At 73.0% G+C, this 13520-nt stretch carries 15 protein-coding genes; 6 read left to right on the forward strand and 9 right to left on the reverse strand.

All coding sequences use genetic code 11. The annotated features are described in order from the left end of the window. Positions 1-921, reverse strand: a complete 921-nt coding sequence (locus GCE86_RS22850; protein ID WP_091263147.1) for a proline dehydrogenase family protein — start codon at positions 919-921, stop codon at positions 1-3. Positions 922-1040: 119 nt separating this feature from the next. Between GCE86_RS22850 and GCE86_RS22855 the strand changes: the two genes are divergently transcribed. The 3 genes from GCE86_RS22855 to GCE86_RS22865 are packed head-to-tail and all read left to right on the forward strand — an operon-like array spanning position 1041 to position 3076. Continuing rightward, complete coding sequence (locus tag GCE86_RS22855; RefSeq protein WP_244317042.1) at positions 1041-1313, forward strand: hypothetical protein; 273 nt, start codon at positions 1041-1043, stop codon at positions 1311-1313. A gap of 1 nt (position 1314) precedes the next feature. Then, positions 1315-2481 carry a glutathionylspermidine synthase family protein gene (locus GCE86_RS22860; protein WP_154228827.1) on the forward strand — a complete coding sequence of 389 codons (1167 nt, stop codon included), beginning with the start codon at positions 1315-1317 and terminating at the stop codon, positions 2479-2481. Positions 2482-2500: 19 nt separating this feature from the next. After that, positions 2501-3076, forward strand: a complete 576-nt coding sequence (locus tag GCE86_RS22865) for a CGNR zinc finger domain-containing protein (RefSeq protein WP_154228828.1) — start codon at positions 2501-2503, stop codon at positions 3074-3076. Between the two features lie 21 nt (positions 3077-3097). On the opposite strand, the gene GCE86_RS22870 is transcribed toward GCE86_RS22865, so the two are convergent. Next, positions 3098-3904 carry a sugar phosphate isomerase/epimerase family protein gene (locus tag GCE86_RS22870; protein WP_208818037.1) on the reverse strand — a complete coding sequence of 269 codons (807 nt, stop codon included), beginning with the start codon at positions 3902-3904 and terminating at the stop codon, positions 3098-3100. A 75-nt stretch (positions 3905-3979) separates the two neighbouring features. Further along, entirely contained in the window at positions 3980-4924 is a 945-nt protein-coding gene (locus GCE86_RS22875; protein WP_154228829.1) for a Ppx/GppA phosphatase family protein, read from the reverse strand. A 74-nt stretch (positions 4925-4998) separates the two neighbouring features. Between GCE86_RS22875 and GCE86_RS22880 the strand changes: the two genes are divergently transcribed. Beyond that, positions 4999-5808: a DUF3109 family protein gene (locus tag GCE86_RS22880; protein WP_154228830.1), complete on the forward strand. Its 810-nt coding sequence runs from the start codon at positions 4999-5001 to the stop codon at positions 5806-5808. Here the strand turns inward: GCE86_RS22880 and rraA are convergent. Genes rraA through GCE86_RS22910 form a run of 6 tightly spaced genes read right to left on the reverse strand, consistent with a single transcriptional unit; the run spans position 5805 to position 11068 of the window. Further along, the gene (rraA, locus tag GCE86_RS22885) at positions 5805-6290 is read right to left on the reverse strand and encodes a ribonuclease E activity regulator RraA (RefSeq protein WP_154228831.1); all 486 of its coding nucleotides are present in this window, start codon (positions 6288-6290) and stop codon (positions 5805-5807) included. The two genes, GCE86_RS22880 and rraA, sit on opposite strands and share 4 nt — an antisense overlap. 19 nt (positions 6291-6309) lie before the next feature. Beyond that, positions 6310-7503: an MFS transporter gene (locus tag GCE86_RS22890; protein ID WP_204342946.1), complete on the reverse strand. Its 1194-nt coding sequence runs from the start codon at positions 7501-7503 to the stop codon at positions 6310-6312. Continuing rightward, a complete protein-coding gene (locus GCE86_RS22895; RefSeq protein ID WP_154228832.1) occupies positions 7504-7896 on the reverse strand; it encodes a universal stress protein in 393 nt (130 codons plus the stop codon). Then, the gene (locus GCE86_RS22900; RefSeq protein WP_154228833.1) at positions 7893-9395 is read right to left on the reverse strand and encodes a tripartite tricarboxylate transporter permease; all 1503 of its coding nucleotides are present in this window, start codon (positions 9393-9395) and stop codon (positions 7893-7895) included. The genes GCE86_RS22895 and GCE86_RS22900 overlap by 4 nt, the downstream gene beginning before the upstream one ends. Beyond that, positions 9396-10055: a tripartite tricarboxylate transporter TctB family protein gene (locus tag GCE86_RS22905; RefSeq protein ID WP_239543157.1), complete on the reverse strand. Its 660-nt coding sequence runs from the start codon at positions 10053-10055 to the stop codon at positions 9396-9398. 5 nt (positions 10056-10060) lie between these two features. After that, complete coding sequence (locus GCE86_RS22910; protein ID WP_154228835.1) at positions 10061-11068, reverse strand: Bug family tripartite tricarboxylate transporter substrate binding protein; 1008 nt, start codon at positions 11066-11068, stop codon at positions 10061-10063. A gap of 99 nt (positions 11069-11167) precedes the next feature. Between GCE86_RS22910 and GCE86_RS22915 the strand changes: the two genes are divergently transcribed. Further along, positions 11168-12814 carry a sensor histidine kinase gene (locus tag GCE86_RS22915; protein ID WP_208818038.1) on the forward strand — a complete coding sequence of 549 codons (1647 nt, stop codon included), beginning with the start codon at positions 11168-11170 and terminating at the stop codon, positions 12812-12814. Beyond that, positions 12811-13485 carry a response regulator gene (locus tag GCE86_RS22920; protein ID WP_154228837.1) on the forward strand — a complete coding sequence of 225 codons (675 nt, stop codon included), beginning with the start codon at positions 12811-12813 and terminating at the stop codon, positions 13483-13485. Before GCE86_RS22915 ends, GCE86_RS22920 begins: the two co-directional genes overlap by 4 nt. Positions 13486-13520 lie beyond the last annotated feature (35 nt).

A 13520-nucleotide genomic window follows, 5' to 3' on the forward strand; every position in this document is an offset into this window, starting at 1 on the left:
TCACTTCTTCGAGATCAGCGCCCGGCCGAAGAACATCATGTTGGCCGGGCGCTCGGCCAGGCGCCGCATGAGGTAGCCGTACCACTGGTCGCCGTAGGGGACGTAGGTGCGCACCGTGTACCCGTCGCCGACGAGGCGCTTCTGCTCCTCCGGGCGGATGCCGAAGAGCATCTGGAACTCGAACCGCTCCGGGCCGCGGTCGAACCAGCGGGCCCGGTCCTCGCCGATGGCGATGAGGCGCGGGTCGTGGGTGGCCAGCATCGGGTACCCGTCACCGGACATCAGGACGTTCAGGCAGCGCACGTACGACTTGTCGACCTCGCGGGCGGACTGGTACGCCACCGACTCGGGCTCCTTGTACGCGCCCTTGCAGAGCCGCACCCGCGAGCCGGCGCCGGACAGCTCGCGGCAGTCCGACTCGGTCCGCCGCAGGTACGCCTGGAGCACCGCGCCGGTCGACGGGTAGTCCTTGCGCAGCTTGGCCAGGATGTCCAGCGTCGAGTCGGTGGTGGTGTGGTCCTCCATGTCCAGGGTGACCGTGGTGCCCGCCGCGTCGGCCGCCGCGCAGATCGCCCGCGCGTTGTCGTAGGCGAGCTGCTCGTCGAACATCTGGCCGAGCGCGGAGAGCTTGACGCTGACCTCGGCGGCCGGGGTGAGCCCGGCGGCGCCCAGCAGCCGCAGCAGCTTGAGGTATTCGTCCCGGGTGGCGTTCGCCTGCTCCGGGGTGACGGTGTCCTCACCGAGGTTGTCGAGGGTGACCGCTTGGCCGTCGGCGACGAGTGCGCGGGTCGCGCGCAGCGCGTCGTCGGTGCCGGCGCCGGCGACGAACCGGCGGACGACGTCCCGGGTGAAGGGGGCCGTCGCGACGAGCCGCTCGACCTGGGATGACCGGGAGGCGGCGAGGATGACGGAACGGAGCATGAGCCGAGCGTAACGCCCGGCGGTGGACCCGCGCCGGGGGGCGGCGGGCAACGTCACGCAGCGTTCCGACGGGCACCGCGGGTCGGCCCCGGCTGGCGGGGATCCGCTACAACGATCATGTGGATCGACACCCCCGACGCCGGCTCCGGTCGGCCACCGTGCAGCTCGGCGCCCTGACCGCCCTGGCCCTCGCCCTGTCCGGCTGCAACAACGGCTACGACGACGATGACGACTGCGCGCTGGGTCCGGCCGGCGGGGGCGGCGACGCGGTCGCCGTGGCCCTGCGCGTCCCCGCGCCGGCCGCCGTCGCCCGGGACACCCCCGCGCCGGTCGCCGCGGCGCTGCCCGAACGCGGCGGCTTCGGCACCCACCTCGCCTCCTGCGGGGGCTGAGGTGCGGCGCGAAACCAGCACGCCGCGTCCCGGCTGGGACGCGACCATCCGGGCCCAGGGCCTGGTGTACGTCGACACCGAGCTGCCCGACGGTGGGGTCATGTCGTACTGGGACGAGACCGCCGCCTACGCCTTCGAGCTGGACGAGGTGCTCCGGCTGGAGGAGGCGACGGAGGAGCTGCACCGGATGTCGGTGGCCGCCGCCGAGCACGTGGTGGCCCGCCGCCGGTACGCCGAGTTCGGCATCCCGCAGTGGGCCGCCGAGGCGGTCGCCCGCTCCCTGCGGGAGTCGCCGCCGACCCTCTACGGCCGCTTCGACCTCTGGTACGACGGCACCTGGCCGCCGAAGCTGCTGGAGTACAACGCCGACACCCCGACGGCGCTGGTCGAGGCGAGCATCGTGCAGTGGTACTGGCTGGAGCACACCCGGCCCGACGCGGACCAGTGGAACAGCCTGCACGAGCGGCTCGTGGGCGCCTGGGCCAAGATCGGCGCCGGGCTGCACGACCCGCGGGTGCACGTGGTCTGGTCCGCGGAGGAGGAGTCGGGCGAGGACCAGATCACTGCCGGCTACCTGGCGGAGACCGCCCGCCAGGCGGGGCTGGACGTCACGCTGCTGCCGATCCAGCGGATCGGCTGGGACGGGCGGCGCTTCGTCGACGCCGACGACCGGCCGGTCACCACCTGCTTCAAGCTCTACCCGTGGGAGTGGATGCTGGCCGAGCCGTACGGGCCGCCGGCGCTGGAGCCGGGCACCCCGACCAGCTGGATCGAGCCGGCCTGGAAGCTGCTGCTGTCGAACAAGGCGCTGCTGGCGGTGCTCTGGGAGCTCTACCCGGACCACGAGTACCTGCTCCCCGCGTACTTGGACTCGCCGCGCGGGATGACCGGGTACGTGGCCAAGCCGCTGCTCGGCCGTGAGGGCGCCTCGGTACGGATCGTCACCGGCGGGACCGAGATCACCAGTCCGGGAAGCTACGGCGACGAGGGATTCTGCTACCAGGAGTTCCGGGCGTTGCCCGAGTTCGCGGGCAACCGGATGGTGCTGGGCAGCTGGATCGTGGACGGGGAGTCGGCGGGCGCGGGCCTCCGGGAGAGCGAGAGCCTCATCACGGACGGTTACGCGCGGTTCCTGCCCCACTACATCGACGCGCCGCGTACCCCGTGAGTCGTCTACCGTTGGGGTCGTGAACTTCGACGCGTACGCCCGGACCGGTGTTGATCTCGTCAACGCCCGCCTGGACGACCTCGACGACCTGCGGGCCCTCTTTCCGGACGACAACGCGTGGATGCGCGACGAGGTCGCCGATCGGGACCTGGCGATCTTCCGGCGGGCGCAGAAGCGCCTGCGCGACGTCTTCGAGTACGGCACCTCGGGCCGGGACGCGGAGGCGGTGACGGAGCTGAACACGCTGCTGGAGGCGTTCCCGGTGCAGCCGCGCATCTCCGGGCACGACTCCTCCGACTGGCACATGCACGTGACCAGCCGGGGCGCCTCGGTCAGCTCGGAATACCTGGCCGGCGCGGTGTGGGGGCTGTCGGTCTGGCTCTGCGAGTACGGCAGCGCCCGGTTCGGGGTCTGCGCCGACGAGCGCTGCGGCAACGTCTACCTGGACACCTCGTCGAACTGCTGCCGGCGGTTCTGCTCGGAGCGCTGCGCCACCCGCTCGCACGTGGCCGCGCACCGGGCCCGCAAGCGGGCCGCCGTGGGCGACCAGGTCACCGTGCCGGCCCAGCCGGAACCCCTCACCCCGGTCAGCTGACCTCCGGCGCCTGTCCCCGCGTCAGGCGTCGACCGGGGAGGGTGCGGTCAGGTTGGCCCGGGCGAACTCGAGGGACTCGCGCAGGTCCGCCTCGCGGACCGCGCGGCTCTTCGCGCCCCGGGTGGTCACCTCGACCGCGACCGAACCGGTGAAGCCCCGGCCGGCCAGCGAGCGCAGCAGCTCCGCGCACGGCTGGCCGCCGCGCCCGGGCACCAGGTGCTCGTCGCGCCCCTCGCCGGTGCCGTCGCCCAGGTGCACGTGGGCCAGCTCGGACCCCATCCGGTCGGCCATGGCCAGGGCGTCGGTGTGCGAGGCCGCGCAATGCGACAGATCCAGCGTGTACGCGGCGTAGCCGGTGTCGGTCGGGTCCCAGCCCGGCACGTACGGCACGAACTGCCGGCCCGCCATCCGCACCGGGTACATGTTCTCCACGGCGAACCGCAGCCCGCCGAAGCGACCGGCGATCTTGTCCAGACCGTCGGCGAAGTTGCGGGCGTAGTCGCGCTGCCAGGTGAACGGCGGGTGCACCACGACGGTGGGCGCCTCCAGCGTCTCGGCCAGCTCGGCGGCCCGGCGCAGCCGCTCCCACGGGTCGGGGCTCCAGACCCGCTGGGTGACCAGCAGGCAGGGCGCGTGCACCGAGAGGACCGGGACGCCGTAGTGGTCGGCGAGACCTCGCAGCGCGCCCGCGTCCTGGCTGACCGGGTCGGTCCAGACCATCACCTCGATGCCGTCGTAGCCGAGCGTCGAGGCCAGCTGGAACGCCGCCGCGGTCCGCTCAGGGAAGACCGAGGACGTGGACAGGAGCACCGGAACGCGGGAAGTCACACCCCTCAGGGTAGCCGTACCCGCCATCGAGCATCGGGACGAGCAGCCGCAAAAGACGTAGAACGGCCGCCGGGATCACATCGGCGCGAGCTGATCCAGGCGGCGCAGGATGACGCCCTCGCGCAGCGCCCAGGGGCAGATGTCGAGGCTGTCCACGTCGAGCCGGCGCAGCACCGCCTCGGCCACCACGGCCCCGGCGAGGAGCTGGTGGGCCCGCTGCGCGCTGACCCCCTCCAGCTCGGGCAGCTGGGCCGGCGGGATGTGCCGGATGAAGCCGAGCACCTGCCGCAGTCCGGTGCGGGTCAGGCTGCGCCGCGCCCACAGCCCCGCGCCGGAGGGTGCCGCGCCGGCCAGCCGGGCCAGCGTCCGGAACGTCTTCGAGGTGGCCACCGGCCGCTCCCAGCCGACCTCGGTGAGCTGCTCGGCCACCGGATCGAGCTGGGCGTCGACGTACTCCCGCAGCTCCTCGACGGCCTCGGCCGAGGGCGGCACGGCGCCGGACGGGTCGACCTTCAGCCGCTCCCGGCTCAGCCGCCCCGCGCCCAGCGGCAGCGAGACCGCCACGTCCGGGCCCTCGTCGATGCCGGCGGCCAGCTCCAGGGAGCCGCCCCCGATGTCCATAACGAGCAGGCGGCCGGCGGACCACCCGAACCAGCGCCGCACCGCCAGGAACGTCATCCGCGCCTCGTCCGCGCCGGAGAGCACCTCCAGGCGTACGCCGGTCTCGTCGCGGACCCGGGCCAGCACCTCGCCGGCGTTGGTGGCGTCGCGGACCGCGCTGGTGGCGAAGGCCAGCAGGTCGTCCGCCTCCAGCCCGTCCGCCGCCGCGCGGGCCATGCTGACGGCCTTGACCAGCCCGTCCGCGCCCACCTCGGTCAGCGCGCCGTCCGGGCCGATCTGCTCGGCCAGCCGGAGCACCACCTTCTCCGAGTGCGCCGGCCACGGGTGGGCGCCGTGATGGGCGTCGACCACCAGCAGGTGCACCGTGTTGGAACCGACGTCGAGGACACCCAGTCGCATGCAGACGACCCTAGGGCCAACACGTTTCGCCGGCTCACCGGCCGGGCGGGGTCACCCCGCGTACGCTGGTCCGGGTGACAGGGCAGATCGAACTTCACGTGCTGGTGGACGACCCCGACGACCCGCGGAGCCGCGAGGTCGGGCTGGACTTCCCGCGGGAGTGGATCGAGTTCGTCGACCCCGCCGACGCCAAGCACGTGGTACGCGCCGACCTGACGTGGCTGCTCTCCCGCTGGACGTGCATCTTCGGCCGGGGCTGCCACGGCATCGTCGCCGGCCGCGCGGCGGACGGGTGCTGCTCGCACGGCGCGTTCTTCACCGACGGCGACGACGAGAAGCGGGTCCGGGCGGCGGTCAAGCGGCTCACCCCGGAGACCTGGCAGCACTTCCGCCGGGGCTTCAAGAACTGGACCGAGAACGACACGATCGACGGGAAGAACCCGGCCCGGCGTACGGCCACCCGCGCCGCCGACGCGCCCTGCGTCTTCCTCAACGACGCCGACTTCCCCGGCGGGGGCGGCTGCGCGCTGCACGCCCAGGCGCTGCGCGACGGGGTGCACCCGCTGGAATACAAGCCGGACGTCTGCTGGCAACTGCCGATCCGCCGCGACCAGGACTGGCACAAGCGGCCGGACAACACCAAGGTGCTGATCTCCACGCTGGCCGAGTTCGACCGGCGGGGCTGGGGCGCGGGCGGTCACGACCTGGACTGGTGGTGCACCTCCTCCACCGACGCGCACGTCGGCGCCGAGCCGATGTACATCTCCTACGGCCCGGAGCTGACCGCCCTCATCGGCGCCCCCGCGTACGCGAAGCTGGCCGAGCTCTGCTCGGCGCGGCTCCGCCAGGGTCAGGTCGCCCCGCACCCGGCCACCGAGGGCTAGTCCCGCCCGGCGACCGGCAGCACGACGACCCCGTCGTCGTCGCTGTGCACCTCCGCCCCGGGCGGGAAGTCGCAGTTGCCGAACGACACCGGCACGTCCCGCTCGCCGGCGCCGGTCTTGGCGCTCTTGCGGGGATTCGTGCCGAGCGCCTTGATGCCGATCGGCAGCGCACCGAGGGCGACGACGTCGCGGACCGCGCCGTTGATCACCACGCCGGCCCAGCCGTTCTCCGCCGCCGTGCCGGCGATGAGGTCACCCATCAGGGCGGTGTGCAGAGAGCCGCCGCCGTCCACCACCAGCACGCGGCCCTCCCCGGGCTCGGTCACGATCGACTTGAGCAGGGCGTTGTCCTGGAAGCAGCGCACCGTGACGGCCGGGCCGGCGAAGGCCCGGACCCCGCCGAACTGGCGCAGCTGGGCGTCGCACGAGCCGAGGGCGTCGCCGTGCCGGTCGTAGAGGTCGGCGGTCGTGGGGGTCTCCATGGTCGTCCTTCTCTCTCACTCAGGGGTTGGGATCCGCGGGCCGGTGCAGGCGGGTGGCGGCGACCGCCGCGCCGGCCAGGCCGGCGGCGGTGCAGCCGAGGACGCCGGCCGCACCGGTGCCGGCGGCGAGCGCGCCGGCCGCGCTGGGGATGAGCACCTGACCGAGCCGGTTGCCGGTGAGCCGCAGCGACATCGCCCGGCCACGCAGCCCCGGCGGAGCCACCTCGGCCAGGAACGACATGGTCAGCGGCTGGCCCGCGCCCAACCCGAGCCCGGCCACCGCGACCACGACCAGCAGGACCGCGAACGGCAGCGGTGGCAGCAGCAGGGCCAGCCCGACGGCGGAGAGCACCACGGTGCCGACCAGCACGAACCGCCGGCCGAGGGCCGCCACCAGCCGGCCGAGCAGCAGCCGGGACGCCATCGAGGCGACCGCCCGGACCCCGAGCAGGGCGCCGATCGAACCCGCGGCGATGCCGCGTTCCGCACCGAGCGCGGGCAGGTAGACCAGGGTGATGTCGACCGCTGCCAGGACGACGCAGCTCACCGTGAGGGCGCGGACCAGGCCGGGCCGGCGGACCAGATCGCCCAGCCCACCGGCGCCGGAACCGCCGGCGGCCCGCCGGTGCTGCCCGGACGGGCGCAGGAACAGCGCGACGACCAGCAGCGGCAGCGCCACCACCGTGGCGCCGAGGAAGATGGCCCGGGTGTCGGGAATCGTGCGGTCCCCGCCGAAGAGCACGATCAGGCCGGGGCCGAGTGCTTGCCCCAGCGAGGCGGCGAAGGTGTAGTAGCCGAACGCGGCGTCGTACCGGTCGGCCGGCGTGCGATTGGCGACCAGCGCCTGCTGGGCGACCACCGCGCAGAGGTGTGCGGTGCCGAGCAGCATGCTGGCCAGGACCAGGCCGACCACCGAGCCGGCGAGCAGCACGAAGCCGAGGCCCGCGGCGACCAGCAGGGCCGACCCGGCGAGCGCGACGCGGCGCTCGCCGAGCCGGTCCACGGCGTGCCCGGAGGGCACGGCCAGCACCAGGGGTACGACGGCGAAGCTGGCTCCGAGCACGCCCAGCCACGCCCCCGGCACGTCCAGCTCCAACGCCCGGTACGCGGACGCCGGCCGGAGCATGAAGGTGACCGCCTGCACCGCGACGGTGTGCGTGAGCAGCAGGCCGGTCTGGGCGCGCCCGGGGACGCCGGAGCCCCCGGGCGCCACTCAGGCGGCCTTCACGGCGAGCACCGGGCAGGGCACCCGGAGCAGGATCTCCTGCGCGGTCGAACCCATGATCAGTTTGCCGACCGGAGTGCGGTGCCGGATGCCGATCACGACCAGCGACACGTCCTCCGTCTCGGCGATCTCGGCGATCTCCTCCGCCGCGTCCCGTCCCCGCATCAGCTGCCGGACGTTGTGCGGCACCCCGGCGGCGACCAGCTCCCGGACCACCCGGTTCAGATCCGGCTCCGGAGCGAGCCGCGGGTCGGCGTACGCGTCGCCGCGCGAGGTGTTCACCACCAGCACCGGCTCGTCGCGGAACCGGGCCTGCTCGATCGCGGCCCGCAGGGCTGCCTCGCCCAGCGGCGAGGGAACGTATCCCACCAGCACCGTCATGCCGTCACCACCCTTCCGCGCAGCGGACGCACCACGAACCGGCCGATCAGCGGCCAGAGGAGCACCACGGCGATCGTGGCGTAGATCAGCCAGGACACCCAGCCGCCGACCAGCCCGTGCAGCTCACCGCCGGAGAGCTGCAACGCGCGCCGGCCCTGCAGCTCGGCACGCGGCCCGAGGATGACGCCGACGATCAGCGGCAGGATCGGCAGCCCGAAGCGGCGCATGCCGAAGCCGAGCAGGCCGAGGGCGAGCAGCAGGTACAGGTCGAACGGCTGCGCGTTGACCGCGTACGCGCCCATGGAGGCGAAGAAGAGGATCCCGGCGTAGAGGTAGGGGCGCGGGATCCGCAGCAGCCGTGCCCAGGCGGGGGCGAGCGGCAGGTTGAGCACCAGCAGCAGCAGGTTGCCCACGAAGAGGCTGGCGATGAGCGTCCAGACCAGGCTGGACTCCCGGGTGAAGAGCAGCGGGCCGGGCTGGATGCCGTACCCCTCGAAGGCCGCCAGCATCACCGCGGCGGTGGCGTTCGTCGGCAGGCCGATCGCCAGCATCGGCACCAGCGTGCCGGCGGCCGAGGCGTTGTTCGCGGCCTCCGGCCCGGCGACGCCCTCGATCGCGCCCCGGCCGAACTCCTCCGGGTGCTTCGTGAGCTTCTTCTCGGTGACGTACGACAGGAAGGTGGGAATCTCCGCCCCGCCGGCCGGCACCGCGCCGAACGGGAACCCGAACGCCGTGCCGCGCAGCCACGGCTTCCAGGACCGCTTCCAGTCCTGCTTCCCCATCCACGGCTGGCCCACCGGGATCACCTCACCGGACTTGCGGCGCAGGTGCGCGGCGATCCAGAGCGCCTCGCCCACGGCGAAGATGCCGACCGCCACCACGACCACGTCGATGCCGTCGGCGAGCTGCGGCAGCCCGAACGTGAGCCGCTGCTGGCCGGACTGGTCGATGCCGATCACGCCGATCACCAGGCCGAGCAGCAGCGAGGCGAAGCCGCGTACCCGGGAGGCGCCGAGCACCGCCGTGACGGACACGAACGCCAGCAGCATCAGCGCGAAGTAGTCGGGTGCGCCGAGGCTGATCGCGAACTGCACCACCGGCGGGGTGACCACCACCAGCAGCACGGTGGCGATGGTCCCGGCGACGAACGAGCCGATCGCGGCGGTGGCCAGGGCCTGGGCGGCCCGGCCCGCCTTCGCCATCTTGTTGCCCTCGATGGCGGTCACCACCGACGACGACTCACCGGGGGTGTTCAGCAGGATCGACGTGGTCGAACCGCCGTACATGCCGCCGTAGAAGATGCCGGCGAACATGATGAACGCCTGGGCCGGCTCCATCCCGTAGGTGACCGGCAGGAGCAGCGCCACGGTCATGGCCGGGCCGATGCCGGGCAGCACGCCCACGGCGGTGCCGATGGTCACCCCGATCAGCGCGAACAGCAGGTTCATCGGGGTCAGCACGTGGGCGAACCCGTCGAGCAGGTTGGCGAAGTTGTCCATCTACAGGATCCCTTGCAGCACGCCGGCGGGCAGGTCGACACCCAGCCCGATGGCGAAGGTGTAGAACGTGATCAACGACAGCGCGACGGCGATCAGCAGGTTGCGTACGTAGTGGCGGTTGCCCAGGGCGTAGGCCGAACCCCAGAAGAGGATCGTCCCGCTGATCACCCAGCCGAGCCGTTCGATGAGCACGGCGTTGACCAGGAACGCGCCGACCAGCAGCAGCACGGTGCGCCAGTCGATCGGAAGGCTCAGGTCGACGTCCTCGCCGGCCTCCGGCTCGCCGCGGCCGCCGCGGGCCACGTCCACCGCGTAGATCACCGCGATGACGAGCAGCAGCACGCCGAGCAGGATCGGCACCGGCTTGGGGCCGATCGGGTCCGCCGTGTTGATCGCGCGCCCGATCCGGGTCGTCGCGTCGAAGATGACGAACCCGCCGACCAGGGCGAGAAACGCCACCACGCCGTACTGCGCCCGGTCGGGCCGCGGGGCCGGCTCCGGTGCGGCGTCCACCGCCGGGCCGGCGGCTGCCGGCTCCTCCGCCGCCGGGACGGGCGGCGGTCCGGCCGTGGCGGCCTCCGGGCCCGGCTGCGCCGGGATCTCCGGTACGACCGGGGGCCGGGGCGGCAGGTCGCCGCCCCGGTCCGGTCGCGTCGTCATGCCGCTCATGCCAACCCGAGCTGCTTGAGCACGTCGGCCACGGCCTTGTCCTGCTCGGTGAGGAAGGTGCCGAACTCGTCGCCGGTGACGAACGCGTCGGTCCAGCCGCGCTTCTTCAGCTCGGCCTTCCACTCCTCCGAGTCGTGCATCTTGGTCAGCACGTCGATCCAGACCTTCTTGTCGGCGTCGCTGATGCCGGGCGGCGCGACGATGCCCCGCCAGTTGGTGAAGACCAGGTCGATGCCGGCGGACTTCAGGGTCGGCACGTCCTTGAGCGCGTCGATGGGCGCCTCGCTGGTCACCGCGAGGACGCGGATCTGGCCGGCCTCGACCTGGTCGAGGAATTCGCCGAACCCGCTGGCGCCGAAGGCCACCTTGCCGCCGAGCACGGCCGGCAGCAGCTCGCCGCCGCCGTCGTACGAGACGAAGTTGACCTGCTTGGGGTCGATGCCGACGGTCTTGGCGAGCTGCATGGGCAGCAGGTGGTCCGGGCCGCCGGGCGACGAGCCGCCGCCGACCGCGATGCCCTTCGGGTTGGCCTTCCACGCCGCGACCAGGTCGTTGATGGTCTTGTACGGGGAGTTCTTCGGCACCACGATGGCGCCGGCCTCCTCGATCATCTTGGCCAGCGGGGTGGTCTGGGTCAGCGTCGCCGCCGACTTGGAGGTGTACGAGGCACCCACCACGCCCAGGCCCATCTGCATGGCCAGCTTGCCGTTGCCCTTCTCGTTCACGGTCCGCTGGAGGCCGACGGTGCCGCCCGCGCCGGGCAGGTTGAACACCTGAACGCCGGTGGCGATCTTGGCGTCCTCCATCACCTTCGCGGCGGTCCGGGCGGTGGTGTCGTATCCGCCGCCGGGGGTGTTCGGCACCATGATCCGCAGTCCGCTGACCGGTTTGCCGTCGTTGCCGGAGCCGCCCTCGTTCTTGTCGGCGGTGGCGCCACAGGCAGCCAGGGCCAGCGCCGTGGCGGCGGCGACCCCCATGACCAGCACGTTTCTCCTAGTTGCCATCTTGTTTCTCTTCCGTTTCGAATGAGTCCAGCGGCAAGATGGTGGCCTCCAACCGGGCAGCTTGTCTGCGTTGTGTCACCAGCGGAAGTTGAGGTCTTTGTGGTCGCGGTCACGTCCCGGCGCCGTACGCTCGCCGGGCAGCTGCTGATCCTCCAGCTCGCGATCATCGTCGTGGTGCTGGTGGCGGTGGCCGCTGTCTCGCTGGCGCAGTCGGCGGCGACCTTCGACCGGGTCGAGGGGCGCCGCGTCGCCGCCCTGGGCGAACGGCTCGGCGGCAGCCCTCTGCTCCGCGACCAGCTCGACCAGCCCGCACCCGGCGAGGCGATCGCCCCGCTGGTGCAGACCATCCCCGACCAGTACGGCGTCACGTCGGTGACCGTCGCGAACGCCCGGGGCCAGGTGGTCGCCTCGACGAACCCGACGCTGGTGGGCAGCCGGATCGGGCTCGGCGACCCCGAGGTGGCGGAGGGCCGGAGCTGGTTCGGCGAGCTGGAGATCGACGGGTCGCGGGAACTGGTGGCCCAGGTGCCGGTGCTGGGCGACGACCCGAAGACGAAGAAGAACCTCGGCCGGTACCTCGGCGTGGTGGTGGTCGGCGAGGCCTCCCCGACCTGGTCGGAGCGGCTCGTCGGTGCGTCGTCGTACCTGCTCACCTACCTGGGCATCGCCTGCGGCCTCGGGGTGGTCGGGTCGTGGCTGCTGGCCCGCCGGATCAAACGGCAGACCCTCGGCTTGGAGCCCCGCGAGATCGCCGGGCTGGCCGAGCACCGCGAGGCGCTGCTGCACGGCATCGCCGAGGGGGTGATCGCGCTGGACCCGCAGCACCGGGTCACCCTGGTCAACGCGGTCGGCCGCCGGCTGCTCGACCTGCCCGAAAACTGCCTCGGGCGCAGTCTCGCCGAGCTGCGGATCAACGGCCGGCTGCGGGACGTGCTGGCGGGCGCGGGCACCGGCCCGGAGGCCCGGGACCAGGTGGTGGTCCGGGGCGGCCGGGTGCTGGTGATGAACCGCATGACGGTCCGCAAGGACGGCCGCCGGCTCGGCTCCGTCACCACGCTGCGGGACCGGACCGAGCTGGCCCGCCTGGAGCAGGAGATCGGCTCGTTCCGCAGCACCACGGAGCTGCTCCGGGCGCAGACCCACGAGTTCGCCAACCAGTTGCACACCATCTCCGGGCTGATCCAGATCGGCGAGCACGACGAGGTGGTCCGGTACGTCGACACGCTGAGCCGGCACCGCGCCTCGCTCGACCTCACGGTGACCAGCCGCATCCACGACACGGCGGTGGCGGCGCTGCTCATGGCCAAGTCGGCGGTGGCCGCCGAGCGCCGCGTGGAGCTGCGGATCTCCGAACGGACCGGGTTGGACCGGCTGCCCCCGGAGGTCGCCGCGGACGTGGCCACCGTGCTCGGCAACCTGCTCGACAACGCGGTCGAGGCGGTGGCCGGCCACCCGTCCGACCGCCCCGCCTGGGTCGAGGCCGAGCTGCGTCAGGACGCCTCCTCCGTGGAGATCGTGGTCCGCGACTCCGGCCCCGGGGTGGCGCCGGAGCTGGCACAGGAGGTCTTCACCCATGGCTTCACCACCAAGGCGGCTGAGGGCGGCGAGCGCGGCATCGGCCTGGCGCTCACCCGGCTGGTCTGCCACCGCCGCGGCGGCGAGGTCGCGGTGACCAACACCGACGAGGGAGCGATGTTCACCGCACGCATGTCGGTGCCGGTGAGCGTGCCGGAGGCGGCGCGATGATCGACGTACTCGTCGTCGACGACGATTTCATGGTGGCTCGGATCCACCGTGGCTTCGTCGAACGGATCAACGGCTTCCGGGTGGTCGGCACCGCCAGCACCGGCGAGGAGGCGGTGGCCGCGGTCGACCGGCTCCGCCCCGACCTGGTCCTGCTCGACCTCTACCTGCCCGACATGTTCGGCCTCGACGTGGTGACCCGGATCCGGGCCGCCCGGCACGACTGCGACGTGCTCGTGATCAGCGCCGCCCGCGAGGCCGAGGCCGTCCGCCGGGCGGTCCGCTACGGCGCGGTCAACTACCTGCTCAAGCCGTTCGGGTTCGACGAGCTGCGCACCCGGTTGGAGCAGTACGCCGCCCGCCGTACCGCGCTGCGTGCGACGGTCGTCGCCGACCAGGCCGACGTCGACCGGGTGCTGTCACAGAGCGGCTCGCCGGCCGCCGCCGCGACCCTGCCGCGGGGTCTCAGCCCGGAGACCGCCGAGCTGATCGAGCGTGCCCTGCGCGAACACGAGGGGACGCTCTCGGCCAGCGAGTGCGCCGACCGCGTCGGCATCTCCCGGGTCAGTGCCCGCCGCTACCTTGAGCACTACGCCGGCAGCGGGCGGGCCGAGGTGACCCTCAAGTACGGCGCGGCCGGCCGCCCCGAGCGCCGCTACTCCTGGCTGGCCTGACGGGGTCCGGATCGACGTCGACCATGCGGGCGGGC

Origin of the sequence: Micromonospora terminaliae (genome assembly GCF_009671205.1) — a bacterium.
Lineage (GTDB): Bacteria > Actinomycetota > Actinomycetes > Mycobacteriales > Micromonosporaceae > Micromonospora > Micromonospora terminaliae.

Coding starts and splice junctions, on each gene's coding strand:
- GCE86_RS22895 (WP_154228832.1), bottom strand. CDS start 7,896: ATGACGGTGCTGGTGGGATACGTTCCCTCGCCGCTGGGCGAGGCAGCC.
- GCE86_RS22910 (WP_154228835.1), bottom strand. CDS start 11,068: ATGGCAACTAGGAGAAACGTGCTGGTCATGGGGGTCGCCGCCGCCACG.
- GCE86_RS22900 (WP_154228833.1), bottom strand. CDS start 9,395: ATGGACAACTTCGCCAACCTGCTCGACGGGTTCGCCCACGTGCTGACC.
- GCE86_RS22920 (WP_154228837.1), top strand. CDS start 12,811: ATGATCGACGTACTCGTCGTCGACGACGATTTCATGGTGGCTCGGATC.
- rraA (WP_154228831.1), bottom strand. CDS start 6,290: ATGGAGACCCCCACGACCGCCGACCTCTACGACCGGCACGGCGACGCC.
- GCE86_RS22905 (WP_239543157.1), bottom strand. CDS start 10,055: ATGACGACGCGACCGGACCGGGGCGGCGACCTGCCGCCCCGGCCCCCG.
- GCE86_RS22875 (WP_154228829.1), bottom strand. CDS start 4,924: ATGCGACTGGGTGTCCTCGACGTCGGTTCCAACACGGTGCACCTGCTG.
- GCE86_RS22850 (WP_091263147.1), bottom strand. CDS start 921: ATGCTCCGTTCCGTCATCCTCGCCGCCTCCCGGTCATCCCAGGTCGAG.